We start from the raw sequence: 21,536 nt of genomic DNA on the forward strand, positions 1-21,536 counted from the left end.
TTCGCCGGGGCCCACCATTTCGTTCACAGGAAGCATTCAAATGGCAAAGAGTAAGTTTGAGCGCAACAAGCCGCACGTCAACATCGGCACGATCGGCCACGTTGACCACGGCAAGACGTCTCTGACGGCAGCGATCACGAAGTACTTCGGTGAGTTCAAGGCGTACGACCAGATCGACGCTGCTCCGGAAGAAAAGGCCCGTGGCATCACCATTTCGACGGCCCACGTCGAATATGAGACGCCGGCCCGCCACTACGCGCACGTCGACTGCCCCGGCCACGCCGACTACGTCAAGAACATGATCACCGGTGCTGCCCAGATGGACGGCGCGATCCTGGTGTGCTCGGCCGCTGACGGCCCGATGCCGCAGACGCGCGAACACATCCTGCTGGCCCGCCAGGTCGGCGTTCCGGCGATCGTTGTGTTCCTGAACAAGGTCGACCAGGTTGACGACGCCGAGCTTCTCGAACTTGTCGAGCTCGAAGTTCGCGAACTGCTGTCGTCCTACGACTTCCCGGGCGACGATATCCCGGTGGTCAAGGGTTCGGCGCTTGCTGCTCTCGAAGATTCGGACAAGAAGATCGGCGAAGACGCGATCCGCGAGCTGATGGCTGCGGTTGACGCCTACATCCCGACGCCTGAGCGTCCGATCGACCAGCCGTTCCTGATGCCGATCGAAGACGTGTTCTCGATCTCGGGCCGTGGTACGGTTGTGACCGGCCGCGTCGAGCGTGGCATTGTCAAGGTTGGCGAAGAAGTCGAGATCGTCGGCATCCGCGCGACCTCGAAGACGACGGTGACCGGCGTTGAAATGTTCCGCAAGCTGCTCGATCAGGGCCAGGCCGGCGACAACATCGGCGCTCTGGTTCGCGGTGTGAACCGGGACGGCGTCGAGCGTGGCCAGATCCTGTGCAAGCCGGGCTCTGTCAAGCCGCACAAGAAGTTCATGGCCGAAGCCTACATCCTGACGAAGGAAGAGGGTGGCCGTCATACGCCGTTCTTCACCAACTACCGTCCGCAGTTCTACTTCCGCACGACAGATGTGACGGGCATCGTGACGCTGCCGGAAGGCACGGAAATGGTCATGCCGGGCGACAACGTCACCGTTGCTGTCGAGCTGATCGTTCCGATCGCGATGGAAGAAAAGCTGCGCTTCGCGATCCGCGAAGGCGGCCGCACCGTCGGCGCCGGTATCGTTGCTTCGATCGTCGAGTAATTAGCGGCTGGGCCACCAGGCCCAAGGAAAGGATAGGGACGCCGATCTCGGTGTCCCTCTCGATCTTTGAAACCGGTGGCCCGCTAACGTAACTGAAGGTAAGTCGTGTCCCTGAATGGTGACACGCGGATAACAGACACAAGGATAAAGTCGAATGAACGGCCAGAATATCCGCATCCGCCTGAAGGCGTTCGATCACCGGATTCTCGATGCCTCCACGCGCGAGATCGTATCGACGGCTAAGCGCACCGGTGCAAGCGTCCGGGGCCCCGTTCCGCTTCCGACCCGCATCGAGAAGTTTACGGTCAACCGGTCCCCGCACATCGACAAGAAGAGCCGTGAACAGTTCGAGATGCGCACGCACAAGCGCCTTCTCGATATCGTTGACCCGACCCCGCAGACGGTAGACGCGCTGATGAAGCTCGATCTCGCCGCCGGTGTCGATGTTGAGATCAAGCTCTGAGACCTCGGGTCTTCGGGCTGAGTGAGAAGGATTGAACCGATGCGTTCAGGTGTGATTGCACAGAAGGTGGGAATGACCCGCGTCTATAACGACGCCGGTGAGCATGTCCCGGTAACGGTACTGCGCATGGAGGCCGTTCAGGTCGTTGCCACGCGCACTGTCGAAAAGAATGGCTATACCGCAGTTCAGCTCGGTGCCGGCCAGGCGAAGGTGAAGAACACGTCGAAGGCGATGCGCGGCAACTTTGCCATCGCCAACGTCGAGCCGAAGGCCAAGATCCAGGAATTCCGCGTGTCGGAAGACAACCTGCTTGAGATCGGCACGGAGCTTAAGGCCGGTCACTTTGCGGCTGGTCAGCTCGTCGACGTGACGGGCACGACGATCGGTAAGGGTTTTGCCGGCGCCATGAAGCGTCACGGTTTCGGCGGTCTGCGCGCCACGCACGGTGTGTCGGTATCGCACCGCTCGCACGGTTCGACCGGCTCGCGCCAGGATCCGGGCAAGGTATTCAAGAACAAGAAGATGGCTGGTCACATGGGCCAGACGCGCGTAACGACTCAGAACCTGGAAGTGGTTTCGACCGATGAAGATCGCGGTCTGATCCTGATCAAGGGTGCAGTGCCCGGTTCCAAGGGTGCCTGGATCATCGTGCGCGATGCCGTCAAGTCGGCAGCGAAGTAAGGAGCCGGACCAATGGAATTCAACGTCAAGACCCTCGAGGGAAAAGACGCAGGGAAGGTTTCTCTTTCTGATGCGATTTTCGGCCTTGAGCCCCGCGAAGACATTCTCGCCCGCGTCATCCGCTGGCAGCTTGCCAAGAAGCAGCAGGGCACCCACAAGGCAAAGGGCCGCGCTGAAGTTTCGCGCACCGGCGCCAAGATGTACAAGCAGAAGGGTACGGGCCGCGCCCGCCACCATTCGGCTCGCGCTCCGCAGTTCCGCGGCGGCGGCAAGGCTCACGGCCCGGTCGTCCGCAGCCACGAGCATGACCTTCCCAAGAAGGTTCGTGCACTTGGCCTTCGCCACGCCCTTTCGGCCAAGATCAAGGCCGATGACGTCATCGTCATCGACAACCTGGTTGCGGCTGAAGCCAAGACCAAGGCTCTCGCGTCCGTATTCGAGACGCTCGGCCTGACCAACGCCCTCTTCATCGGCGGCGCAGAACTTGACGGCAACTTCAAGCTCGCAGCTCAGAACATCCCGAACATCGATGTTCTGCCGATCCAGGGCATCAACGTTTACGACATCGTGCGCCGCGGCAAGCTCGTGCTTTCCAAGGCTGCGGTTGAAGCGCTAGAGGAGCGATTCAAGTGACCGATCTTCGCCACTACGATGTGATCGTCTCTCCGGCGATCACCGAAAAGTCCACGCTGGTATCCGAAAACAACCAGGTTGTTTTCAATGTCGCCAAGCAGGCGACGAAGCCGGAAATCAAGGCTGCTGTCGAGGCGCTGTTCGGCGTCAAGGTTACGGCCGTCAACACTCTGCTGCGCAAGGGCAAGACCAAGCGGTTCCGCGGTTTCGTCGGCAAGCAGAAGGACGTGAAGAAGGCTGTTGTGACCCTGGCTGAAGGCCAGACGATCGACGTCTCCACCGGTCTCTGAGGTATAAGAAAATGGCATTGAAAACATTCAATCCGATCACCCCGAGCCAGCGCCAGCTGGTCATCGTCGACCGTTCGGCCCTCTACAAGGGCAAGCCGGTCAAGGCGCTGACGGAAGGCCTGACCAAGAGCGGCGGTCGTAACAACCTCGGTCGCATCACCGCCCGCTTCATCGGCGGCGGTCACAAGCGGACCTATCGTCTGATCGACTTCAAGCGTCGCAAGTTCGACGTCGAAGGCACGGTCGAGCGTATCGAATACGATCCGAACCGCACGGCTTTCATCGCGCTGGTAAACTATGCTGACGGCGAGAAGGCTTATATTCTCGCTCCTCAGCGTCTCGCTGCCGGTGACAAGGTCATCGCTTCCGAGAAGGCTGTCGACGTCAAGCCCGGCAACACCATGCCGCTGCAGTTCATCCCGGTCGGCTCCATCATCCACAACGTGGAAATGAAGCCGGGCAAGGGCGGTCAGATTGCTCGCTCCGCCGGTGGCTACGCACAGCTCGTCGGCCGTGACCAGGGCATGGCGATCCTTCGCCTGAACTCCGGTGAACAGCGTCTCGTTCATGGCTCCTGCCTTGCTTCGATCGGCGCCGTCTCCAACCCGGACCACGCCAACATCAACGACGGCAAGGCCGGTCGTACCGTTTGGCGCGGCAAGCGTCCGCATAACCGCGGTGTCGTCATGAACCCGGTCGACCATCCGCACGGCGGTGGTGAAGGCCGCACCTCCGGTGGTCGTCATCCGGTGACACCGTGGGGCAAGCCGACCAAGGGCAAGCGCACCCGGTCGAACAAGTCGACCGACAAGATGATCATGCGCTCGCGTCATCAGCGTAAGAAGTAAGAGAGGAAGTCTCCAATGGCTCGTTCAGTATGGAAAGGTCCGTTCGTTGACGGCTATCTTCTCAAGAAGGCTGAGAAGGTTCGTGAAGGCGGACGTGCAGAAGTGATCAAGATCTGGAGCCGTCGCTCCACGATCCTGCCGCAGTTCGTCGGTCTTACCTTCGGCGTCTACAACGGCAGCAAGCATATCCCGGTCAGCGTCAATGAAGACATGGTCGGCCACAAGTTCGGTGAATTCTCTCCGACCCGCACCTACTACGGTCACGGCGCGGACAAGAAGGCGAAGAGGAAGTAACAATGGGCAAGGCAAAAGCCGAACGCCGGCTGAAGGACAACGAGGCGCAAGCAGTCGCCCGCACGCTCCGCGTCAGCCCCCAGAAGCTCAATCTGGTTGCTGCGGCTATCCGCGGTAAGAAGGTCGAGCGCGCACTCGCTGAGCTGGAGTTCTCCCGCAAGCGCATCGCAGGAGCTGTCAAGAAGACGCTCGAATCTGCGATCGCCAACGCCGAGAACAACCACGATCTCGACGTCGACGCTCTCGTCGTCGCCGAGGCCTATGTCGGCAAGTCGATCGTCATGAAGCGTTTCCACGCTCGTGGCCGCGGTCGCGCGTCGCGCATCGAAAAGCCTTTCGCGCACCTGACGATCGTCGTTCGTGAAGTGCAGGCAGTAGAGGAGGCCGCATAATGGGTCAGAAAATCAATCCAATCGGTTTCCGTCTTGGCATCAACCGTACCTGGGATAGCCGCTGGTTCGCGGACAATGCCGAGTACGGCCAGCTGCTGCACGAAGACCTGAAGATGCGCAAGTTCGTCATGAGCGAACTGAAGCAGGCCGGGATCTCCAAGGTGGTCATCGAGCGTCCGCACAAGAAGTGCCGCGTCACGATCCACTCGGCACGTCCGGGCCTGATCATCGGCCGCAAGGGCGCAGACATCGACAAGCTCCGCAAGAAGCTGTCGGACATGACCAATTCGGAAACGCACCTCAACATCGTTGAAGTGCGCAAGCCCGAAGTCGACGCAACGCTGGTCGCTCAGTCGATCGCCCAGCAGCTCGAGCGCCGCGTGGCTTTCCGCCGCGCCATGAAGCGCGCTGTTCAGTCCGCGATGCGTCTTGGCGCCGAAGGCATCAAGATCACCTGCGCTGGTCGTCTCGGCGGCGCTGAAATCGCCCGTACGGAATGGTACCGCGAAGGTCGTGTGCCGCTGCACACGCTGCGCGCCGACATCGACTACGGCACGGCCGAAGCAGAAACCGCATTCGGTATCTGCGGCATCAAGGTCTGGATCTTCAAGGGCGAAATCCTTGAGCACGATCCGATGGCTTCCGAACGTCGCGCGCTGGAAGGCGACGCACAGGGTCCGGCAAGCCGCGAACGCGACCGTGGCGATCGTCGCCGCGAACGCGACAACGCGTAATTAGCGCTGGCGAAAGATAAGCTCGGAGAAGTAAGAAAATGTTGCAGCCAAAGCGTACTAAGTACCGCAAGCAATTCAAGGGCCGCATCAAGGGTGTTGCCAAGGGCGGCTCTGACCTGGCATTCGGCGAATTCGGCCTGAAGGCTCAGGAACCCAACCGCGTCAATGCACGCGAGATCGAAGCGGCTCGCCGCGCGATCACGCGTTACATGAAGCGCGCCGGTCGTGTGTGGATCCGCGTGTTCCCGGACGTTCCGGTAACCGCAAAGCCGACCGAAGTCCGCATGGGTAAGGGTAAGGGCTCCGTTGAATACTGGGCCTGCAAGGTCAAGCCCGGCCGTATGATGTTCGAGATCGACGGTGTCAGCGAAGAAATCGCCCGTGAGGCGCTTCGTCTCGGCTCTGCCAAGCTCTCGGTCAAGACGCGCTTCGTTCAGCGCATTGCAGAGTAAGGGATTGAGCTCATGAAAGCCTCAGATGTTCGCGGGTTCACCGCCGACCAACTCAAGGACGAGCTTGCTAAGCTGAAGAAGGAGCAGTTCAACCTGCGCTTCCAGAAGGCGACCGGCCAGCTCGAAAAGTCCTCGCGCATCAACGAAGTCCGCAAGGACATCGCCCGCGTGAAAACCATTGCCCGCCAGAAGGCGGCAGAAGTTAAGGCCTAAAGGAAGAAAAATATGCCGAAGCGCATCCTGCAGGGCGTCGTCGTTGGCGACAAGAACGAGAAGACGGTAGTGGTTCGTGTCGAGCGTCGTTTCGCTCACCCGCTGCTCCAGAAGACCGTTCGTCGTTCCAAGAAGTACAAGGCCCACGACGAGAACAACCAGTACAAGATTGGCGATACCGTATCCATCGAGGAATGCGCGCCGATCTCCAAGGACAAGCGCTGGACGGTCATTTCCGCCCAGGGTCAGTAAACAGAATTTTGTGCGAGGCCTTGCGTCTCGCCGAAATATCTGTATGAAGCAGCGTCAGAACGCTCGAATGCCGGGCGTTCTTTTGCTTTGAGCGCACGGAAGGTCCTTCGGGAAACCACCCTGGCACGATCGATCCCGCGCTATTCAGCATTGCCGCGTCTGTGCTGCCGTCATGGCAGCTCGGCCGGCGAAAATTTTCATAAGCCGGAGTAGGGGGCTAGCCCAACCATTCCGGTAAACCAAGAAGGCGACCTGATATGATTCAGATGCAAACAAACCTCGACGTCGCGGATAATTCCGGCGCACGTCGTGTCATGTGCATCAAGGTGCTGGGCGGCTCGAAGCGCAAGTATGCCTCGATCGGCGACGTCATCGTCGTTTCGATCAAGGAAGCGATCCCGCGCGGCCGTGTGAAGAAGGGTGACGTGATGAAGGCGGTTGTCGTTCGCACCGCCAAGGACATCCGTCGTCCGGATGGCTCTGTCATCCGCTTCGACACCAACGCAGCAGTCCTCATCGACAACAAAAAAGAGCCGATCGGCACCCGTATCTTCGGACCGGTTCCGCGCGAACTTCGCGCCAAGAACCACATGAAGATCATCTCGCTGGCTCCCGAAGTACTGTAAGGAGCAAAGCGATGCAGAAGATTCGTAAGGGCGACAAGGTCGTCATGCTCGCTGGCAAGGACAAGGGCCGTACCGGCGAAGTTGTCCAGGTCATGCCGAAGGAAGATCGTGCCGTTGTTCGTGGCGTCAACGTCGTCAAGCGCCATCAGCGCCAGACGCAGACCCAGGAAGCCGGCATCATCAACAAGGAAGCCCCGGTTCACCTGTCCAACGTTGCAATCATCGACAAGGACGGCAAGCCGACCCGCGTCGGTTTCAAGGTTGTTGACGGCAAGAAGGTCCGTGTGGCCAAGCGTTCTGGAGAAGTGATCGATGGCTGAGGCAAAATACGAGCCGCGGCTCAAGAAGGAATATGTCGAGCGCATCCGCAAGGCGATGCAGGAGCAGTTCTCCTACGCCAACGAGATGATGATCCCGAAGCTCGACAAGATCGTGATCAACATGGGTGTCGGCGAAGCGACCGCTGACTCGAAGAAGCCGACGGTAGCTGCCGCCGACCTCGCAGCGATCGCCGGCCAGAAGCCGGTCATCACCCGCGCCCGCAACTCCATCGCAGGCTTCAAGGTCCGCGAACAGATGCCGATCGGCGCGAAGGTCACCCTGCGCGGCGCCCGCATGTATGAGTTCCTGGACCGTCTCGTGAACATCGCGCTCCCGCGCGTTCGCGACTTCCGCGGCCTGAACCCGAAAAGCTTTGACGGCCGTGGCAACTTCGCCATGGGCATCAAGGAGCACATTGTGTTCCCTGAGATCAACTACGACAAGGTTGATCAGATGTGGGGCATGGACATCATCGTTTGCACGACGGCGACGACCGACGACGAAGCACGGGCTCTTCTGAAAGAGTTCAGCTTCCCGTTCCGTCAATAACCGTAACGACGAGCGTAGAAAAGGAACCTGACATGGCGAAGACAAGCGCAGTTGAAAAGAACAAGCGCCGCCGTACTACGGTCGCCAACCAGGCCGCTAAGCGGGCTGCGTTGAAGGCGATCATCATGAACCAGGCTCTTCCGATCGAAGAGCGGTTCAAGGCCTCGATCAAGCTGGCATCCCTGCCGCGTGATGGATCGAAGACCCGTATTCGCAACCGTTGCGAAGTTTCGGGGCGTCCGCGCGCATATTACCGCAAACTGCGCATGTCGCGTATTGCGCTGCGTGAACTGGGCAATCTCGGCAAGGTGCCGGGCATCGTCAAGTCGAGCTGGTAAGGAGCAGGTTACATGACAATGACTGATCCGTTGGGCGATATGCTCACCCGTATCCGTAACGGCGCTTCCCGCCGCAAGTCGTCGGTCTCGACGCCTGCGTCCAAGCTCCGTGCACGTGTTCTCGATGTTCTGCAGTCCGAAGGCTACATCCGTGGCTATTCCGTTGTCGATTTCGGCAATGGCAAGTCGGAACTCAGCATCGAGCTGAAATATTATGAAGGCGCATCGGTGATCCGTGAGATCGGCCGTGTGTCCAAGCCGGGCCGCCGGGTTTATGTCTCGGTCAAGTCCATTCCGCAGGTCGCGAACGGCCTCGGCATCACCATCCTTTCGACTCCGAAGGGTGTGATGGCCGATCACCAGGCTCGCGAACAGAACGTTGGCGGCGAGGTTCTTTGCTCGGTCTTCTAAGATCGGGCAGGGATCTCCATAGCGAACAGACAGGATTGAAACATGTCTCGTATCGGTAAAAAGCCCGTTCAGGTGCCTGCTGGGATCACGGCTACGGTCGATGGCCAGAAGGTCACTGCAAAGGGCCCGAAGGGCGAGCTGTTTTTCGTTGCTAACGACGAAATCAGCCTCAAGCTCGAAAACAACGCGGTCGTCGTGACGCCCGTTAACCAGACCAAGGATGCACGTTCGAAGTGGGGCATGTCCCGCACGATGATCGAAGGCATCTTCAAGGGCGTCAAGGACGGCTTTGAGCGCAAGCTCGAAATCAACGGCGTCGGTTACCGCGCCTCGCTGCAGGGCAAGAACCTGCAGCTGGCTCTCGGTTTCAGCCATGACGTGATCTATGAGCCGCCGGTCGGCATCACGATCGCTGTTCCGAAGCCGACTGAAATTGTTGTCTCCGGCATCAATAAGCAGCAGGTCGGTCAGGTCGCCGCCGAAATCCGCGAATATCGCGGTCCTGAACCCTACAAGGGCAAGGGCGTCAAGTACGCTGACGAGCGGATCGTCCGCAAAGAAGGCAAGAAGAAGTAAGGATCACGCGAAATGGCTAGCAGGAAAGAAGCACTTGCACGTCGTGCCAACCGCGTGCGCCGTCATCTCAAGTCGGTGGCCAACGGCCGTCCGCGCCTGTCGGTTCATCGCTCCTCGAAGAACATCTACGCTCAGGTTATCGACGATGTTGCCGGCAAGACGCTTGCCGCTGCATCGACCCTCGATAAGGATCTGCGCGGTTCTCTGAAGACCGGTGCTGACACAGCAGCAGCTGCCCTCGTCGGCAAGCTCGTTGCAGAGCGCGCCTCGAAGGCGGGCGTCACCGACGTCGTATTCGACCGTGGCGCCTTCATCTATCACGGCCGCATCAAGGCTCTCGCCGATGCAGCCCGCGAAGGCGGTCTCACCTTCTGATCAGTTTCCGGCCGGACGCTTTCAGCGCCGGCCGGATTTTCGCCGGACCGCAGGCACTCTCCGGAAGGGGAGGCTGATGCGGTCCACATTTGTTTGCCGATTGCACCCGGAAAAGAAAAAGGAAGAGGACAATGGCACAGGAAAGAAGGCCGCAGCGGGAAGACCGCCAGAGCCGTGAAGAGCGCGATAGCGAGTTCGTCGACAAGCTGGTCGCGATCAACCGCGTCGCCAAGGTCGTCAAGGGCGGCCGTCGTTTTGGTTTCGCCGCACTCGTCGTCGTTGGCGACCAGAAGGGCCGCGTCGGCTTCGGCCATGGCAAGGCACGCGAAGTGCCGGAAGCCATCCGCAAGGCAACCGAAGCCGCCAAGCGCGAACTGATCTTCGTACCGCTGCGTGACGGCCGTACGCTGCATCACGACGTTCATGGCCGTCACGGCGCCGGCAAGGTTCTGCTGCGTTCGGCCAAGGTCGGTACCGGCATCATCGCCGGCGGTCCGATGCGCGCCGTATTCGAAACGCTCGGCATGCATGACGTCGTCGCCAAGTCGACCGGTTCGTCGAACCCCTACAACATGGTTCGCGCCACCTTCGACGCTCTGAAGCACCAGGTTCACCCGAAGGACATCGCAGCTCAGCGCGGCATCAAGTATGCAACGCTGCAGGCTCGTCGTAGCGCCTCCGGCAACGCCTCTGAAGAATAAGAGGAGTTTGACAGATGGCCAAGGCTACCAAGAAGGCTGAAGCGAAGACTGTCACGATCGAACAGATCGGCAGCCCGATTCGCCGTCCGGATGTCCAGCAGCGCACGCTGATCGGTCTCGGACTGAACAAGATGCACCGTCGCCGCACGCTGGAGGATACTCCTTCCGTTCGTGGCATGATCCGTGCTGTCCAGCATCTCGTTCGCGTCGTCGACGAGAAGTGAGACGGAGGAAACGCTCATGAAACTTAATGAAATTAAAGACAACGAAGGCTCGACCCACAGCCGCAAGCGCCTCGGCCGCGGTATCGGCTCGGGCTCGGGCAAGACCGGTGGTCGCGGTGTAAAGGGGCAGAAGTCCCGTTCGGGCGTCGCCATCAACGGCTTCGAAGGCGGCCAGATGCCGATCTATCGTCGCCTGCCGAAGCGCGGCTTCAACAACATTTTCGCTTCCGATTTTGTTGTTGTGTCGCTGGCTCGCATCCAGGCGGCGATCGACGCCGGCAAGCTCGATGCCAAGGCGACCGTTGACGCAGCTGCTCTCAAGGCAGCCGGCGTCATCCGCCGCGCCAAGGACGGCGTTCGCGTTCTCGGCGACGGCGAGCTCAAGGCCAAGATCACCATCGTCGTCGCAGGCGCTTCCAAGCCTGCCGTCGAGAAGATCGAAAAGGCCGGCGGCGCCGTAACGCTGCTTTCGGCCCCGGCTGCAGCCGAATAATAATCTGATGATATATCGCCCGGGGTGCTTCACACCGGGCGATTTTGCTCCCATATGTGGGCCTCACAAAAACTTGGCTGGCGCGCCCGCGTCATGCCGGTAAGACTAAAACAAGGGTGAGGCATGGGGTTGCGCTGCAATCCGTACTGAACCCGGTTTTGAATAATTTTCATACTGATTCCGGGGCCGGCTGTCCCTAACAGACGCCGGAATTGGTAGCGCGGAGAATCGCATGGCTTCTGCAGCGGAACAATTGGCATCCAACCTCAATTTTTCGACCTTTGCCAAAGCTGAGGATTTGAAGAAGCGCTTGTGGTTCACACTGGCAGCTCTCCTCGTCTACAGGCTCGGTACCCATATTCCGCTTCCGGGCCTCAATCCCGAAGCCTATGCCCAGGCTTTCCGCGGCCAGGCAGGCGGCATTCTCGGCCTTTTCAACATGTTTTCGGGCGGCGCCGTCCAGCGCATGGCGATTTTTGCGCTCGGCATCATGCCCTATATCTCCGCTTCGATCATCGTGCAGCTGATGACCTCGGTCGTGCCGGCACTCGAGAACCTCAAGAAGGAGGGCGAGCAGGGCCGCAAGATCATCAACCAGTATACCCGCTATGGCACGGTCATCCTCGGTGCGCTCCAGGCCTACGGCATCGCCGCCGGCCTTGAGAGCGGCCAGGGCCTCGTCGTCGAGCCGGGCTTGTTCTTCCGTGTTTCCACCGTTCTGACGCTGCTCGGCGGCACGATGTTCCTGATGTGGCTCGGCGAGCAGATCACCTCGCGCGGCATCGGCAACGGCATCTCGCTGATCATCTTCGCCGGCATCGCCGCCGGTCTTCCGACAGCTCTTGCCGGCACCCTCGAGCTCGGCCGCACCGGCGCGCTGTCGACCTTCCTCATCCTGCTCGTCATCATCGTCGCGATCGGCGTCATCGGCGTCATCGTCTTCGTCGAGCGGGCGCAGCGCCGGCTGCTGATCCAGTATCCGAAGCGCCAGGTCGGCAACCGCATGTTCCAGGGCGATACCTCGCACCTGCCGCTGAAGCTCAACACCTCAGGCGTCATCCCGGCGATCTTCGCCTCGTCGCTGCTGCTGCTGCTGCCGGCAACGCTTGCGGGCTTTGCCAACAGCACGGCAATGCCCTCCTGGGCGACGTCGATCGTTGCGGCGCTCGGCCATGGCCAGCCGCTCTATATGGTGCTCTATGCAGCGCTGATCGCCTTCTTCGCCTTCTTCTATACGGCCATCGTCTTCAATCCGAAGGACACGGCCGACAATCTGAAGAAGCATGGCGGCTTCATTCCGGGCATCCGGCCGGGCGAGCGCACCGCCGAATATATCGACTACGTGCTGACCCGAATCACGGTGATCGGCGCGATCTATCTCGTCTTCGTCTGCATCCTTCCCGAGATCTTGGTGTCGCAAACGGGCATCCCATTATCCCTTGGTGGGACTTCGCTTTTGATCGTGGTTAGCGTAACTCTTGATACGGTTGCACAGATCCAGGGTCACCTGATCGCGCAGCAATACGAAGGCCTGATCAAGAAATCGAAGTTGCGTGGAGGAAAGAGGGGGCGATGAGACTTATCCTTTTAGGGCCGCCGGGCGCGGGTAAGGGAACCCAGGCCCAGCGGATCGTGGAGAAGCACGGCATTCCGCAGCTTTCCACGGGGGACATGCTGCGCGCAGCGGTTAACGCCGGCACGGATGTCGGCAAGCGCGCCAAGGCGGTGATGGATGCCGGCAAACTTGTCTCGGATGAGATTGTTATCGCCATCGTCTCCGAGCGAATCGATCAGCCAGATTGCGCCAACGGCTTCATTCTCGACGGCTTCCCCCGGACGCTCGTCCAGGCGGATGCCACCGAAGCGATGCTGAGGGCAAAGGGTCTCAGCCTCTCCGTCGTCGTCGAATTCCGTGTCGACGATGAGGAACTGGTCCGTCGCGTCGCCGGTCGCTATTCCTGCGCACAGTGCGGCAGCGTCTATCACGATACCGATAAGGTCCCGGCTGCCGAAGGCGTGTGCGACAAGTGCGGTTCCACGCACTTCAAGCGCCGTCCTGACGACAACCCGGAAACCATGACGGCTCGGCTGCAAGTCTACTACAAGGAAACCTCGCCGCTGATCGGTTATTACCATGCCAAGGGCAAACTCAGGTCCGTGGACGGCATGGCGGAGATCGATCAGGTGACGGCCGAGGTCGAAAGCATTCTTTCGAAGCTTTAAGGCTTTGAAAATAAACTTGGCGGAACGGTTGCTTTTCAGCAGTGATTCCGTTAAACACCGCGCCAACTCGCGACATTCCATGCGATCGGCGCGGATTTCCCAGGGAAGTCCGGGTGCGGTCGTTTTGACATGTTACGGACATAAATCTGAACGAGCGGTTCCAAAGGCCGCATAACGAAGCCCACTTGCCGGATGGCAACTGGAATGCAAGGAGAACAGGCGTGGCACGTATCGCTGGCGTCAACATCCCGACTGCGAAGCGCGTTGTTATTGCGCTGACCTACATTCACGGGATCGGTCCGAAATTCGCACAGGAAATCGTCGAGAAGGTCGGTATCCCGGCTGAACGTCGTGTGCATCAGCTGACGGACGCCGAAGTCCTTCAGATCCGCGAAGCCATCGACCGCGACTATCAGGTCGAAGGCGATCTTCGTCGCGATACCGCGATGAACATCAAGCGTCTGATGGATCTCGGCTGCTACCGCGGCCTGCGTCATCGCCGCGGCCTTCCGGTCCGCGGTCAGCGCACGCACACCAATGCCCGCACCCGCAAGGGTCCGGCAAAGGCAATCGCTGGCAAGAAGAAGTAATTTCCGGGAAACCGGGGTGGGGAGGCTGGCGGTCTGCGCCGGCCTCTTTTGAGTTTGGAGCGGGACCATATAGGCGCCGTTCCGGTGTAGCCGCTGGCATTACGGCGGTGAAGAGATCAACGAAAGGAATACCATGGCTAAGGAAGCCGTCCGCGTTCGCCGTCGCGAGCGCAAGAACATCTCGTCGGGTGTCGCTCACGTCAACTCGACCTTCAACAACACGATGATCACCATCACCGATGCCCAGGGCAACGCGATCGCTTGGTCGTCGGCTGGCGCCAAGGGCTTCAAGGGCTCGCGCAAGTCGACCCCGTTCGCCGCCCAGATCGCTGCTGAAGACTGCGCCAAGAAGGCTCAGGAACACGGCATGAAGTCGCTGGAAGTCGAAGTCTGCGGTCCGGGTTCGGGTCGTGAGTCGGCTCTGCGCGCGCTCCAGGCTGCAGGTTTCATGATCACGTCCATCCGCGACGTGACCCCGATCCCGCACAATGGCTGCCGTCCGCGCAAGAAGCGCCGCGTCTGATCATCGCTATCGTCACTGGTGAGCGCCTCGGCGCTCCCGGTGGTTTTCAAGCTCGGTTGCCACGATTGGATGGTGGCAACGAACGGAAGGCAAACTTATGATTCAGAAGAACTGGCAGGAACTGATCAAGCCGAACAAGGTGGAGTTCTCTTCGAGCTCGCGCACCAGGGCGACGCTTGTTGCCGAACCGCTGGAGCGCGGCTTCGGCCTGACCCTCGGCAATGCGCTTCGCCGCGTTCTGCTCTCCTCGCTGCGCGGCGCTGCCGTCACGGCGGTGCAGATCGATGGCGTGCTGCATGAATTCTCCTCGATTCCGGGCGTCCGCGAAGACGTGACGGACATCGTGCTCAACATCAAGGAAATCGCCATCAAGATGGATGGCGACGACGCAAAGCGCATGGTCGTGCGTAAGCAGGGCCCGGGCGTTGTGACGGCTGGCGACATCCAGACGGTCGGCGATATCGAAATCCTCAACCCCGAGCATGTCATCTGCACGCTCGACGAGGGCGCCGAAATCCGCATGGAGTTCACCGTCAACAACGGCAAGGGCTACGTTCCGGCCGAGCGCAATCGTGCGGAAGATGCTCCGATCGGTCTCATCCCGGTCGACAGCCTCTATTCGCCGGTCAAGAAGGTGTCCTACAAGGTTGAAAATACCCGCGAAGGACAGGTTCTCGACTACGACAAGCTGAACATGACCATCGAAACCGATGGCTCGATCACCGGCGAAGACGCCGTCGCTTTCGCGGCGCGCATCCTCCAGGATCAGCTTGGCGTCTTCGTCAACTTCGACGAGCCGCAGAAGGAAACCGAAGAGGAAGCAGTCACCGAACTCGCTTTCAACCCGGCTCTCCTCAAGAAGGTGGACGAACTCGAATTGTCGGTCCGTTCGGCAAACTGCCTGAAGAACGACAACATCGTCTACATCGGCGACCTCATTCAGAAGACCGAAGCAGAAATGCTCCGCACGCCGAATTTTGGTCGCAAGTCGCTGAACGAAATCAAGGAAGTTCTCGCTTCCATGGGCCTGCACCTCGGCATGGAAGTGCCGGCATGGCCGCCCGAGAACATCGAAGATCTCGCCAAGCGTTACGAAGACCAGTACTGAGAAAACAAAAGGCAGGCTCTTTCGGCTGCCTTTCCCCGTCAAACAGCAGGCCGATCGCCTGCATGTGCCAGGAAACGGCAGGCCCACTTAACGTAAGGGCACCTGCATTAAAGGAGAATAGCAATGCGCCACGGTAAAGCCGGCCGCAAGCTGAATAGAACTGCAAGCCACCGCAAGGCGATGTTCGCCAACATGGCGGCTTCGCTGATTACCCACGAGCAGATCGTCACGACCCTGCCGAAGGCCAAGGAAATCCGTCCGATCGTCGAGAAGCTCGTCACGCTCGGCAAGCGCGGCGACCTGCATGCTCGCCGTCAGGCGATCTCGCAGATCCGCGATGCGGCTGTCGTTTCGAAGCTGTTCGACACGATCGCAACGCGTTACGCCACCCGCAACGGCGGCTACCTGCGCATCATGAAGGCCGGCTTCCGCCAGGGCGACAATGCCGCCATGGCCGTTGTCGAATTCGTCGATCGCGACACCTTCGCCAAGGGCGCAGCCGACAAGGCCCGCGTCGCTGCCGAAGAGCAGGCCGTCGCCGCTTAAGTCTTCCGCTCCTGCGGATAGAAAACAGCCGGGCTCACAAAGCCCGGCTGTTTTCGTTTGTGCAGTGTTCGCGGACGGAGATGGGACGCCGATCTGCGATGACAGGCAGCACCTCGCCGATAAGTCGATATCTCCGCATCCCATCCTAAAGGGCTGATTGATGGTTCAACTGCGCGAAATGATCCAAACCCGCTCTCAAGCGCAGTTGCTTCGCTCTGCAGCTCTGCTTGTGGTGATCGTCCTTGGGCTGGCGCTCAGACGGTTCGGCTATGCGGCCGATCTGCCCTTCGTCGTCGTCAAATATGGCGGATCGGCACTCTGGGGGGCGATGGTCTATCTGCTCGTGGCGCTGATTTTTGCAAAGTCGCGGCCGGCAGGCATAGCCGTCATCGCGCTGCTCCTGGCGATCTCAGTGGAGTTGTTCCGGCTCTATCACACGCCCTGGCTCGACGCGTTTCGGCTGACCACGGCAGGCGCGCTGCTGCTTGGCCGCATATTTTCGCCGTGGAACATGCTCGCTTATGCAATCGGAATAGCCGCGGCCTGCGCCTTCGATCCCGGCCGGCGGGCGGTGATTACTGCTGGCCGCTAAGCCCGCCACCTCACGAAGCTGAGACCACCGCGCGATTGCGCGTCCGCCCCTGGCCCTTTTTCCGGCTGCGCGCGATCGGACGATAGGAGCGGTAGAGAATGAGCGCGATGATCAGCCCGACATAGATATATTGCTCGAGATCGAGGATCTTGGTCGACAGCGCAAAGTGCACCGCTCCGCAGGCGGCGATGATGTAGACGAGGCGGTGCAGCCAGATCCAGTTCTTGCCGAGCCGGCGGATCGATAGATTGTTTGATGTCACCGCCAGCGGAATGAGCATCGCAAGGGCTGCCATGCCGAACATGATGAAGGGCCGCTTCAGCACGTCGTTGATGACGGCATGAATATCCAGCGCCTGGTCGAGCACCATGTAGACGGTGAAATGCATCAGCGCGTAATAGAAGGTCAGCAGGCCGAGCGCCCGGCGGTAGCGCAAATAATTCCATCGGAGGAGTTCGCGGGCAGGGGAAACGGCAAGTGTTGCGATCAGGAAGCGGATCGTCCAGATGCCCAGGAAGAGCTCGAAGGTCTTGACCGGATCGGCGCCGAGTTGATCGGTCGCGCCGAGATAGAAGGTCCAGGCAGCAGGCAAGAGGCCAACGACATAAAGCAGCCAGACGGAGGCGGGCTGCCAGCGCTTCGGGATGGCGAGAGACAGTTCCGCCATCAGTAATTCGCCTTCAGGTCCATGCCGGCATAGAGGCCCGCCACCTCGTCGGCATAACCGTTGAAGGGCAGGGTGGGGTGGCGGCTTGCGCCGAAAAAGCCGCTTTCGCCGATGCGCCGCTCGCTCGCCTGGCTCCATCGCGGATGGTCGACCGCAGGGTTGACGTTGGCGTAGAAGCCGTATTCCTGCGGATTGGTCACCTGCCAGGTATTCTTCGGCTGCTGGTCGGTCAGTGTGATCCTGACGATCGACTTGATGCCCTTGAAGCCGTATTTCCACGGCACGACCAGACGCACCGGCGCACCATTCTGGTTCGGCAGCGTTTCGCCATAGAGGCCGACGGCAAGCAACGTCAGCGGATGGCGCGCCTCGTCCAGGCGCAGGCCCTCGACATAGGGCCAGTCGAGCGACTGGAAGAAGCCCTTCTGCCCCGGCATCTCGTCGGGCCGCACCACGGTTTCGAAGGCGACATATTTGGCGCTGCCGAGCGGCTCCACCTTGTCGAGCAGCGCTGCCAGCGGAAAGCCATCCCAGGGAATGACCATCGACCAGGCCTCGACGCAGCGCATCCGATAGGTGCGCTCCTCGATCGGGAATTCCTTGATCAGCGACTCAAGGTCGAAGGTGCCTGGTTTGTTGACCATGCCGTCTACCTTGATCGTCCAGGGCAGCGGCTTGAAATCGCCGGAATTCGCTGCGGGGTCGCCCTTGTCGAGGCCGAACTCATAGTAGTTGTTGTAGGTCGTGACGTCCTTGATCGGCGTCGGCTTCTCGTCGACCTCGTACTTGCTCTCGACGGCGGAAAGCGCGGCAGCACTCGCCTGGCCAGCGCCGTAGAGCGCCATGGCGCCGAGCGCTGCCGCGCCCAGGAACTCACGACGGCGCAAATAGATCTGGCGCGGCGTAATCTCCGACGACGCGATCTTGGGGGGGCGAAAGCTTGGCATCTCGAAAACCTCCAGGGCGGATTTCCTGAATATAGTCTCTAAACGAACCGCCCGCATATTCGGATTAGTGTCTATGCCTTGAATAATGCCGCCGGGAAGCCAATTTTTTGTGTTCGGCTGTGATGGAATAGGCTGTAACCAAACCCCGCGCCGCACCGTATATCAGCAATGGCGCTCAAGGCGGTTCGCCAATGCCTGTCGCCCGGAAGTGTACAGCGGTTCCGGGATAACGACATGCATGAAAACAACAAGCTAAAGCGCGTTGCATGAAGCAAGTTCGATGCGAGGCGCTTTAGGCAGCGTACCGGATTTGGCCTTGCCGGTAGTGACAGCCCCCGTCGATTGGATTAGGACAATTCCAAAAGCAGCGTTGCCAGGCCGCAGGCTCAATGCCGCCCCGCTTCGCCAGATGATTTCCGACACGTCGAGGAAGACACCGATGCCAGCCTACCGTTCCAGAACCACGACCCACGGCCGCAACATGGCAGGCGCGCGCGGCCTTTGGCGCGCCACGGGCATGAAGGATTCGGATTTCGGCAAGCCGATCATCGCGGTGGTGAATTCCTTCACCCAGTTCGTGCCCGGCCACGTGCATCTGAAGGATCTCGGCCAGCTCGTTGCCCGCGAGATCGAAGCGGCCGGCGGCGTCGCCAAGGAATTCAACACGATCGCCGTCGATGACGGCATCGCCATGGGCCATGACGGCATGCTCTATTCGCTGCCCTCGCGTGAGCTCATCGCCGACAGCGTCGAATACATGGTCAATGCCCATTGCGCCGACGCCATGGTCTGCATCTCGAACTGCGACAAGATCACCCCAGGCATGCTGATGGCGTCGCTGCGCCTCAACATCCCGACGGTCTTCGTCTCCGGTGGTCCGATGGAAGCCGGCAAGGTCGTGCTGCACGGCAAGACGCACGCGCTCGACCTCGTCGATGCGATGGTCGCCGCGGCCGATGACAAGATCAGCGATGAGGACGTCCAGACCATCGAACGCTCGGCCTGTCCGACCTGCGGTTCCTGCTCCGGCATGTTTACCGCCAATTCGATGAACTGCCTGACGGAAGCGCTCGGCCTGTCGCTGCCCGGCAACGGCTCGACGCTCGCCACCCACGCCGACCGGAAGCGCCTCTTCGTCGAGGCCGGCCATCTGATCGTCGATCTCGCCCGCCGCTATTACGAGCAGGACGACGTCAAGGCGCTGCCGCGCACCATCGCCTCGAAGCAGGCCTTCGAGAATGCCATGGCGCTCGACATCGCCATGGGCGGTTCGACCAATACCGTCCTGCACATCCTGGCAGCCGCCCATGAAGGCGAGATCGATTTCACCATGGCCGATATCGATGCGCTGTCGCGCCGCGTGCCGTGCCTGTCGAAGGTCGCACCGGCCAAGAGCGACGTTCATATGGAAGACGTCCACCGCGCCGGCGGCATCATGTCGATCCTCGGCGAACTCGAAAAGGGCGGTCTATTGAACCGCGATTGCCCGACCGTGCATGCCGAGACGCTGGGCGATGCAATCGACCGCTGGGATATCACCCGCACCAACAGCGACACCGTCCGCAACTTCTATCGCGCCGCGCCCGGCGGCATCCCGACCCAGGTCGCTTTCAGCCAGGAGGCCCGCTGGGACGAACTCGATACCGACCGCGAAAATGGCGTCATCCGCTCGGTCGAACATCCTTTCTCCAAGGATGGTGGCCTTGCCGTGCTCAAGGGCAACCTCGCGGTCGACGGCTGCATCGTCAAGACGGCCGGCGTCGATGAATCGATCCTGAAATTCTCCGGCCCGGCCCGCGTCTTCGAAAGCCAGGATGCCTCGGTCAAGGCGATCCTCGCCAATGAGGTGAAGGCCGGCGACGTCGTCGTCATCCGCTATGAAGGCCCGAAGGGCGGCCCCGGCATGCAGGAAATGCTCTATCCGACGAGCTATCTGAAGTCGAAGGGCCTCGGCAAAGCCTGTGCGCTGATCACCGACGGCCGCTTCTCCGGCGGCACCTCCGGCCTGTCGATCGGCCACGCCTCGCCGGAGGCGGCCAATGGCGGCACGATCGGCCTGGTGCGCGAAGGCGACATGATCGATATCGACATCCCGAACCGGACGATCAGCCTGCGCGTCAGCGAGACCGAACTTGCCGCCCGGCGCGCCGATCAGGACGCCAAGGGCTGGCATCCGACGGAAGTGCGCAAGCGCAACGTCACGACGGCGCTGAAGGCCTATGCGGCCTTCGCCACGAGTGCCGACCGCGGCGCCGTGCGTGATCTCAACGCCCGCTGATTAAGAGTCAGCTGCTCTCGCAACCGGTCGCTTTCAAAGCGGCCGGTTGATGTTTTTATAGGTCTCGCCGAGCTGCTTCAGCCGCTCGTCATAGGCAGCCTTGATACAGACGGCATCCGCCGCGCATTCCTGTCGTTTCTTCAGCCAAGCGGTCTGCTCGTCCTGCAATGTCCCGCGCGAGCCCATCGCCAGCAGACCGGAGAGCAGTTCGAAGGTCGTCACCATTTTCACGTCGGCATCGTTGAGCGCGCGGTTGTCGCAGATCGTCTTTTCGTCCGGCTTCAATTCCTTGGCATCGCAGTCGAAGCTTGCCGCCATAGCCATATCCGACGCGAACATCGAAATCGCAAAACCAAAACCCATCATCACCGCTCTTGCCGTCATCATTCCTATCCCTGTTACTTCCGGTCAAACCAGTTTGCGCAATGCCAGAGCCAGGAAGATGATGCAGGCAAGCCAGACGGCAAGGATGAAGATCAGTCCGGCCCGGCCGGAAGGGCGCTCGATGCATCTTGCCGCCTCGGCACGAAGCTCGCTCATCACCTCAACCGGGACAAGGCGCGTCGCCAGCAGGATGCCAAGCGGCACGATCAGCAGATCGTCGAGATAGCCGAGCACGGGAATGAAATCGGGGATGAGATCGACGGGTGACAGCGCATACGCGGCAACGGCGCCAGCCACCGCTTTCGCATACCAGGGCACGCGCCGGTCGCTGGCTGCAAGCCATAGGGCGACGATGTCACGCTTCAGTGACTTCGCCCAGATTTTGGCTTTTGATATCAGTTGCATGGCGGGTCTTCCTGAATCGAATTCACAAATGCTTCAAGCAAAGTCTCGAAGGCCTCAGCCTGCCTTATTCTTCCATGCTTCCGCCCTCTTTCCTTTCTAGCGTCGGGCAGAACAGGATGATTTTAGGCTGGTTCGGCCTAAAATCTGAATCCTGTTCGCAACTAAATAGTTGGAGCATGATGTCGTCCGAA

The 21,536-nt window shown here is 60.3% G+C and carries 34 protein-coding genes; 30 read left to right on the forward strand and 4 right to left on the reverse strand.

From position 1 onward, the window contains the following. Positions 1–40 precede the first annotated feature (40 nt). From tuf to RLEG4DRAFT_RS17725, 29 genes are all read left to right on the forward strand, one after another. Positions 41–1,216: an elongation factor Tu gene (tuf, locus tag RLEG4DRAFT_RS17585; protein ID WP_003573803.1), complete on the forward strand. Its 1,176-nt coding sequence runs from the start codon at positions 41–43 to the stop codon at positions 1,214–1,216. Positions 1,217–1,370: 154 nt separating this feature from the next. Next, positions 1,371–1,679 (forward strand): 30S ribosomal protein S10, encoded by a 309-nt coding sequence (gene rpsJ, locus RLEG4DRAFT_RS17590; RefSeq protein ID WP_003547547.1) that lies wholly within the window; start codon positions 1,371–1,373, stop codon positions 1,677–1,679. Between the two features lie 39 nt (positions 1,680–1,718). Next, on the forward strand, positions 1,719–2,360 hold the full coding sequence (gene rplC / locus RLEG4DRAFT_RS17595; RefSeq protein ID WP_003578667.1) for a 50S ribosomal protein L3: 642 nt from the start codon (positions 1,719–1,721) through the stop codon (positions 2,358–2,360). 12 nt (positions 2,361–2,372) lie between these two features. Beyond that, complete coding sequence (rplD, locus tag RLEG4DRAFT_RS17600) at positions 2,373–2,993, forward strand: 50S ribosomal protein L4 (protein WP_003578669.1); 621 nt, start codon at positions 2,373–2,375, stop codon at positions 2,991–2,993. After that, positions 2,990–3,283 carry a 50S ribosomal protein L23 gene (locus RLEG4DRAFT_RS17605; RefSeq protein ID WP_003547550.1) on the forward strand — a complete coding sequence of 98 codons (294 nt, stop codon included), beginning with the start codon at positions 2,990–2,992 and terminating at the stop codon, positions 3,281–3,283. Before rplD ends, RLEG4DRAFT_RS17605 begins: the two co-directional genes overlap by 4 nt. Before the next feature lie 11 nt (positions 3,284–3,294). After that, positions 3,295–4,131 (forward strand): 50S ribosomal protein L2, encoded by an 837-nt coding sequence (gene rplB, locus RLEG4DRAFT_RS17610; protein WP_003547551.1) that lies wholly within the window; start codon positions 3,295–3,297, stop codon positions 4,129–4,131. A gap of 15 nt (positions 4,132–4,146) precedes the next feature. Continuing rightward, entirely contained in the window at positions 4,147–4,425 is a 279-nt protein-coding gene (rpsS, locus tag RLEG4DRAFT_RS17615) for a 30S ribosomal protein S19 (RefSeq protein WP_003573797.1), read from the forward strand. Positions 4,426–4,427: 2 nt separating this feature from the next. Further along, entirely contained in the window at positions 4,428–4,817 is a 390-nt protein-coding gene (gene rplV / locus RLEG4DRAFT_RS17620; protein ID WP_003573794.1) for a 50S ribosomal protein L22, read from the forward strand. Continuing rightward, positions 4,817–5,551 (forward strand): 30S ribosomal protein S3, encoded by a 735-nt coding sequence (gene rpsC / locus RLEG4DRAFT_RS17625; protein WP_003573793.1) that lies wholly within the window; start codon positions 4,817–4,819, stop codon positions 5,549–5,551. The genes rplV and rpsC overlap by 1 nt, the downstream gene beginning before the upstream one ends. 38 nt (positions 5,552–5,589) lie before the next feature. Beyond that, entirely contained in the window at positions 5,590–6,003 is a 414-nt protein-coding gene (rplP, locus tag RLEG4DRAFT_RS17630) for a 50S ribosomal protein L16 (protein WP_003573792.1), read from the forward strand. Positions 6,004–6,015: 12 nt separating this feature from the next. Next, positions 6,016–6,216 (forward strand): 50S ribosomal protein L29, encoded by a 201-nt coding sequence (rpmC, locus tag RLEG4DRAFT_RS17635; protein WP_003547556.1) that lies wholly within the window; start codon positions 6,016–6,018, stop codon positions 6,214–6,216. Positions 6,217–6,228: 12 nt separating this feature from the next. Further along, complete coding sequence (gene rpsQ / locus RLEG4DRAFT_RS17640; RefSeq protein ID WP_003573791.1) at positions 6,229–6,468, forward strand: 30S ribosomal protein S17; 240 nt, start codon at positions 6,229–6,231, stop codon at positions 6,466–6,468. A 257-nt stretch (positions 6,469–6,725) separates the two neighbouring features. Then, positions 6,726–7,094: a 50S ribosomal protein L14 gene (gene rplN / locus RLEG4DRAFT_RS17645; protein WP_003573790.1), complete on the forward strand. Its 369-nt coding sequence runs from the start codon at positions 6,726–6,728 to the stop codon at positions 7,092–7,094. An 11-nt stretch (positions 7,095–7,105) separates the two neighbouring features. After that, positions 7,106–7,414, forward strand: a complete 309-nt coding sequence (rplX, locus tag RLEG4DRAFT_RS17650; RefSeq protein ID WP_003547559.1) for a 50S ribosomal protein L24 — start codon at positions 7,106–7,108, stop codon at positions 7,412–7,414. Beyond that, positions 7,407–7,964 (forward strand): 50S ribosomal protein L5, encoded by a 558-nt coding sequence (gene rplE / locus RLEG4DRAFT_RS17655; RefSeq protein WP_003573788.1) that lies wholly within the window; start codon positions 7,407–7,409, stop codon positions 7,962–7,964. The genes rplX and rplE overlap by 8 nt, the downstream gene beginning before the upstream one ends. Before the next feature lie 32 nt (positions 7,965–7,996). Further along, the gene (gene rpsN / locus RLEG4DRAFT_RS17660) at positions 7,997–8,302 is read left to right on the forward strand and encodes a 30S ribosomal protein S14 (protein WP_003573787.1); all 306 of its coding nucleotides are present in this window, start codon (positions 7,997–7,999) and stop codon (positions 8,300–8,302) included. Between the two features lie 12 nt (positions 8,303–8,314). Beyond that, positions 8,315–8,713 carry a 30S ribosomal protein S8 gene (gene rpsH / locus RLEG4DRAFT_RS17665; RefSeq protein ID WP_003547562.1) on the forward strand — a complete coding sequence of 133 codons (399 nt, stop codon included), beginning with the start codon at positions 8,315–8,317 and terminating at the stop codon, positions 8,711–8,713. A 42-nt stretch (positions 8,714–8,755) separates the two neighbouring features. Continuing rightward, on the forward strand, positions 8,756–9,289 hold the full coding sequence (rplF, locus tag RLEG4DRAFT_RS17670; protein WP_003578670.1) for a 50S ribosomal protein L6: 534 nt from the start codon (positions 8,756–8,758) through the stop codon (positions 9,287–9,289). Between the two features lie 12 nt (positions 9,290–9,301). Next, on the forward strand, positions 9,302–9,664 hold the full coding sequence (gene rplR, locus RLEG4DRAFT_RS17675; protein WP_003578671.1) for a 50S ribosomal protein L18: 363 nt from the start codon (positions 9,302–9,304) through the stop codon (positions 9,662–9,664). A 131-nt stretch (positions 9,665–9,795) separates the two neighbouring features. Continuing rightward, entirely contained in the window at positions 9,796–10,365 is a 570-nt protein-coding gene (gene rpsE / locus RLEG4DRAFT_RS17680) for a 30S ribosomal protein S5 (RefSeq protein ID WP_003573784.1), read from the forward strand. Positions 10,366–10,379: 14 nt separating this feature from the next. Next, a complete protein-coding gene (gene rpmD, locus RLEG4DRAFT_RS17685) occupies positions 10,380–10,589 on the forward strand; it encodes a 50S ribosomal protein L30 (RefSeq protein ID WP_003547566.1) in 210 nt (69 codons plus the stop codon). Positions 10,590–10,605: 16 nt separating this feature from the next. Then, on the forward strand, positions 10,606–11,082 hold the full coding sequence (rplO, locus tag RLEG4DRAFT_RS17690) for a 50S ribosomal protein L15 (RefSeq protein ID WP_003573778.1): 477 nt from the start codon (positions 10,606–10,608) through the stop codon (positions 11,080–11,082). 232 nt (positions 11,083–11,314) lie between these two features. Beyond that, positions 11,315–12,658: a preprotein translocase subunit SecY gene (secY, locus tag RLEG4DRAFT_RS17695; RefSeq protein ID WP_003578672.1), complete on the forward strand. Its 1,344-nt coding sequence runs from the start codon at positions 11,315–11,317 to the stop codon at positions 12,656–12,658. Then, positions 12,655–13,305, forward strand: a complete 651-nt coding sequence (locus RLEG4DRAFT_RS17700) for an adenylate kinase (protein ID WP_003578673.1) — start codon at positions 12,655–12,657, stop codon at positions 13,303–13,305. Before secY ends, RLEG4DRAFT_RS17700 begins: the two co-directional genes overlap by 4 nt. A 221-nt stretch (positions 13,306–13,526) precedes the next feature. Then, a complete protein-coding gene (rpsM, locus tag RLEG4DRAFT_RS17705) occupies positions 13,527–13,895 on the forward strand; it encodes a 30S ribosomal protein S13 (protein ID WP_003573772.1) in 369 nt (122 codons plus the stop codon). Positions 13,896–14,028: 133 nt separating this feature from the next. Next, a complete protein-coding gene (rpsK, locus tag RLEG4DRAFT_RS17710) occupies positions 14,029–14,418 on the forward strand; it encodes a 30S ribosomal protein S11 (RefSeq protein WP_003547577.1) in 390 nt (129 codons plus the stop codon). Positions 14,419–14,515: 97 nt separating this feature from the next. Next, complete coding sequence (locus tag RLEG4DRAFT_RS17715; RefSeq protein WP_003547579.1) at positions 14,516–15,526, forward strand: DNA-directed RNA polymerase subunit alpha; 1,011 nt, start codon at positions 14,516–14,518, stop codon at positions 15,524–15,526. A 123-nt stretch (positions 15,527–15,649) separates the two neighbouring features. Then, positions 15,650–16,072 (forward strand): 50S ribosomal protein L17, encoded by a 423-nt coding sequence (gene rplQ, locus RLEG4DRAFT_RS17720; protein ID WP_003573769.1) that lies wholly within the window; start codon positions 15,650–15,652, stop codon positions 16,070–16,072. A gap of 169 nt (positions 16,073–16,241) precedes the next feature. After that, positions 16,242–16,664, forward strand: a complete 423-nt coding sequence (locus RLEG4DRAFT_RS17725; protein ID WP_037094657.1) for a DUF2809 domain-containing protein — start codon at positions 16,242–16,244, stop codon at positions 16,662–16,664. A 10-nt stretch (positions 16,665–16,674) separates the two neighbouring features. On the opposite strand, the gene msrQ is transcribed toward RLEG4DRAFT_RS17725, so the two are convergent. Together msrQ and msrP are read right to left on the reverse strand one after the other, a co-directional pair. Then, complete coding sequence (gene msrQ, locus RLEG4DRAFT_RS17730) at positions 16,675–17,331, reverse strand: protein-methionine-sulfoxide reductase heme-binding subunit MsrQ (protein WP_003578676.1); 657 nt, start codon at positions 17,329–17,331, stop codon at positions 16,675–16,677. After that, positions 17,331–18,278 carry a protein-methionine-sulfoxide reductase catalytic subunit MsrP gene (gene msrP, locus RLEG4DRAFT_RS17735; RefSeq protein WP_003578678.1) on the reverse strand — a complete coding sequence of 316 codons (948 nt, stop codon included), beginning with the start codon at positions 18,276–18,278 and terminating at the stop codon, positions 17,331–17,333. Before msrP ends, msrQ begins: the two co-directional genes overlap by 1 nt. 439 nt (positions 18,279–18,717) lie before the next feature. On the opposite strand from msrP, the gene ilvD reads away from it, so the two are divergent. Beyond that, positions 18,718–20,556, forward strand: a complete 1,839-nt coding sequence (gene ilvD, locus RLEG4DRAFT_RS17740; RefSeq protein WP_003578681.1) for a dihydroxy-acid dehydratase — start codon at positions 18,718–18,720, stop codon at positions 20,554–20,556. A 33-nt stretch (positions 20,557–20,589) separates the two neighbouring features. On the opposite strand, the gene RLEG4DRAFT_RS17745 is transcribed toward ilvD, so the two are convergent. Both RLEG4DRAFT_RS17745 and RLEG4DRAFT_RS17750 read right to left on the reverse strand, forming a co-directional pair. Further along, on the reverse strand, positions 20,590–20,943 hold the full coding sequence (locus RLEG4DRAFT_RS17745; RefSeq protein WP_037093825.1) for a lysozyme inhibitor LprI family protein: 354 nt from the start codon (positions 20,941–20,943) through the stop codon (positions 20,590–20,592). Between the two features lie 21 nt (positions 20,944–20,964). Then, complete coding sequence (locus RLEG4DRAFT_RS17750) at positions 20,965–21,345, reverse strand: YkvA family protein (RefSeq protein ID WP_003578683.1); 381 nt, start codon at positions 21,343–21,345, stop codon at positions 20,965–20,967. Between the last annotated feature and the right edge of the window lie 191 nt (positions 21,346–21,536).

The organism is Rhizobium leguminosarum bv. trifolii WSM2297, assembly GCF_000271845.1.

Coding starts and splice junctions, on each gene's coding strand:
- tuf (WP_003573803.1), top strand. CDS start 41: ATGGCAAAGAGTAAGTTTGAGCGCAACAAGCCGCACGTCAACATCGGC.
- rpsJ (WP_003547547.1), top strand. CDS start 1,371: ATGAACGGCCAGAATATCCGCATCCGCCTGAAGGCGTTCGATCACCGG.
- rplC (WP_003578667.1), top strand. CDS start 1,719: ATGCGTTCAGGTGTGATTGCACAGAAGGTGGGAATGACCCGCGTCTAT.
- rplD (WP_003578669.1), top strand. CDS start 2,373: ATGGAATTCAACGTCAAGACCCTCGAGGGAAAAGACGCAGGGAAGGTT.
- rplB (WP_003547551.1), top strand. CDS start 3,295: ATGGCATTGAAAACATTCAATCCGATCACCCCGAGCCAGCGCCAGCTG.
- rpsS (WP_003573797.1), top strand. CDS start 4,147: ATGGCTCGTTCAGTATGGAAAGGTCCGTTCGTTGACGGCTATCTTCTC.
- rplV (WP_003573794.1), top strand. CDS start 4,428: ATGGGCAAGGCAAAAGCCGAACGCCGGCTGAAGGACAACGAGGCGCAA.
- rpsC (WP_003573793.1), top strand. CDS start 4,817: ATGGGTCAGAAAATCAATCCAATCGGTTTCCGTCTTGGCATCAACCGT.
- rplP (WP_003573792.1), top strand. CDS start 5,590: ATGTTGCAGCCAAAGCGTACTAAGTACCGCAAGCAATTCAAGGGCCGC.
- rpmC (WP_003547556.1), top strand. CDS start 6,016: ATGAAAGCCTCAGATGTTCGCGGGTTCACCGCCGACCAACTCAAGGAC.
- rpsQ (WP_003573791.1), top strand. CDS start 6,229: ATGCCGAAGCGCATCCTGCAGGGCGTCGTCGTTGGCGACAAGAACGAG.
- rplN (WP_003573790.1), top strand. CDS start 6,726: ATGATTCAGATGCAAACAAACCTCGACGTCGCGGATAATTCCGGCGCA.
- rplX (WP_003547559.1), top strand. CDS start 7,106: ATGCAGAAGATTCGTAAGGGCGACAAGGTCGTCATGCTCGCTGGCAAG.
- rplE (WP_003573788.1), top strand. CDS start 7,407: ATGGCTGAGGCAAAATACGAGCCGCGGCTCAAGAAGGAATATGTCGAG.
- rpsN (WP_003573787.1), top strand. CDS start 7,997: ATGGCGAAGACAAGCGCAGTTGAAAAGAACAAGCGCCGCCGTACTACG.
- rpsH (WP_003547562.1), top strand. CDS start 8,315: ATGACAATGACTGATCCGTTGGGCGATATGCTCACCCGTATCCGTAAC.
- rplF (WP_003578670.1), top strand. CDS start 8,756: ATGTCTCGTATCGGTAAAAAGCCCGTTCAGGTGCCTGCTGGGATCACG.
- rplR (WP_003578671.1), top strand. CDS start 9,302: ATGGCTAGCAGGAAAGAAGCACTTGCACGTCGTGCCAACCGCGTGCGC.
- rpsE (WP_003573784.1), top strand. CDS start 9,796: ATGGCACAGGAAAGAAGGCCGCAGCGGGAAGACCGCCAGAGCCGTGAA.
- rpmD (WP_003547566.1), top strand. CDS start 10,380: ATGGCCAAGGCTACCAAGAAGGCTGAAGCGAAGACTGTCACGATCGAA.
- rplO (WP_003573778.1), top strand. CDS start 10,606: ATGAAACTTAATGAAATTAAAGACAACGAAGGCTCGACCCACAGCCGC.
- secY (WP_003578672.1), top strand. CDS start 11,315: ATGGCTTCTGCAGCGGAACAATTGGCATCCAACCTCAATTTTTCGACC.
- RLEG4DRAFT_RS17700 (WP_003578673.1), top strand. CDS start 12,655: ATGAGACTTATCCTTTTAGGGCCGCCGGGCGCGGGTAAGGGAACCCAG.
- rpsK (WP_003547577.1), top strand. CDS start 14,029: ATGGCTAAGGAAGCCGTCCGCGTTCGCCGTCGCGAGCGCAAGAACATC.
- RLEG4DRAFT_RS17715 (WP_003547579.1), top strand. CDS start 14,516: ATGATTCAGAAGAACTGGCAGGAACTGATCAAGCCGAACAAGGTGGAG.
- rplQ (WP_003573769.1), top strand. CDS start 15,650: ATGCGCCACGGTAAAGCCGGCCGCAAGCTGAATAGAACTGCAAGCCAC.
- msrQ (WP_003578676.1), bottom strand. CDS start 17,331: ATGGCGGAACTGTCTCTCGCCATCCCGAAGCGCTGGCAGCCCGCCTCC.
- msrP (WP_003578678.1), bottom strand. CDS start 18,278: ATGCCAAGCTTTCGCCCCCCCAAGATCGCGTCGTCGGAGATTACGCCG.
- ilvD (WP_003578681.1), top strand. CDS start 18,718: ATGCCAGCCTACCGTTCCAGAACCACGACCCACGGCCGCAACATGGCA.
- RLEG4DRAFT_RS17745 (WP_037093825.1), bottom strand. CDS start 20,943: ATGATGACGGCAAGAGCGGTGATGATGGGTTTTGGTTTTGCGATTTCG.
- RLEG4DRAFT_RS17750 (WP_003578683.1), bottom strand. CDS start 21,345: ATGCAACTGATATCAAAAGCCAAAATCTGGGCGAAGTCACTGAAGCGT.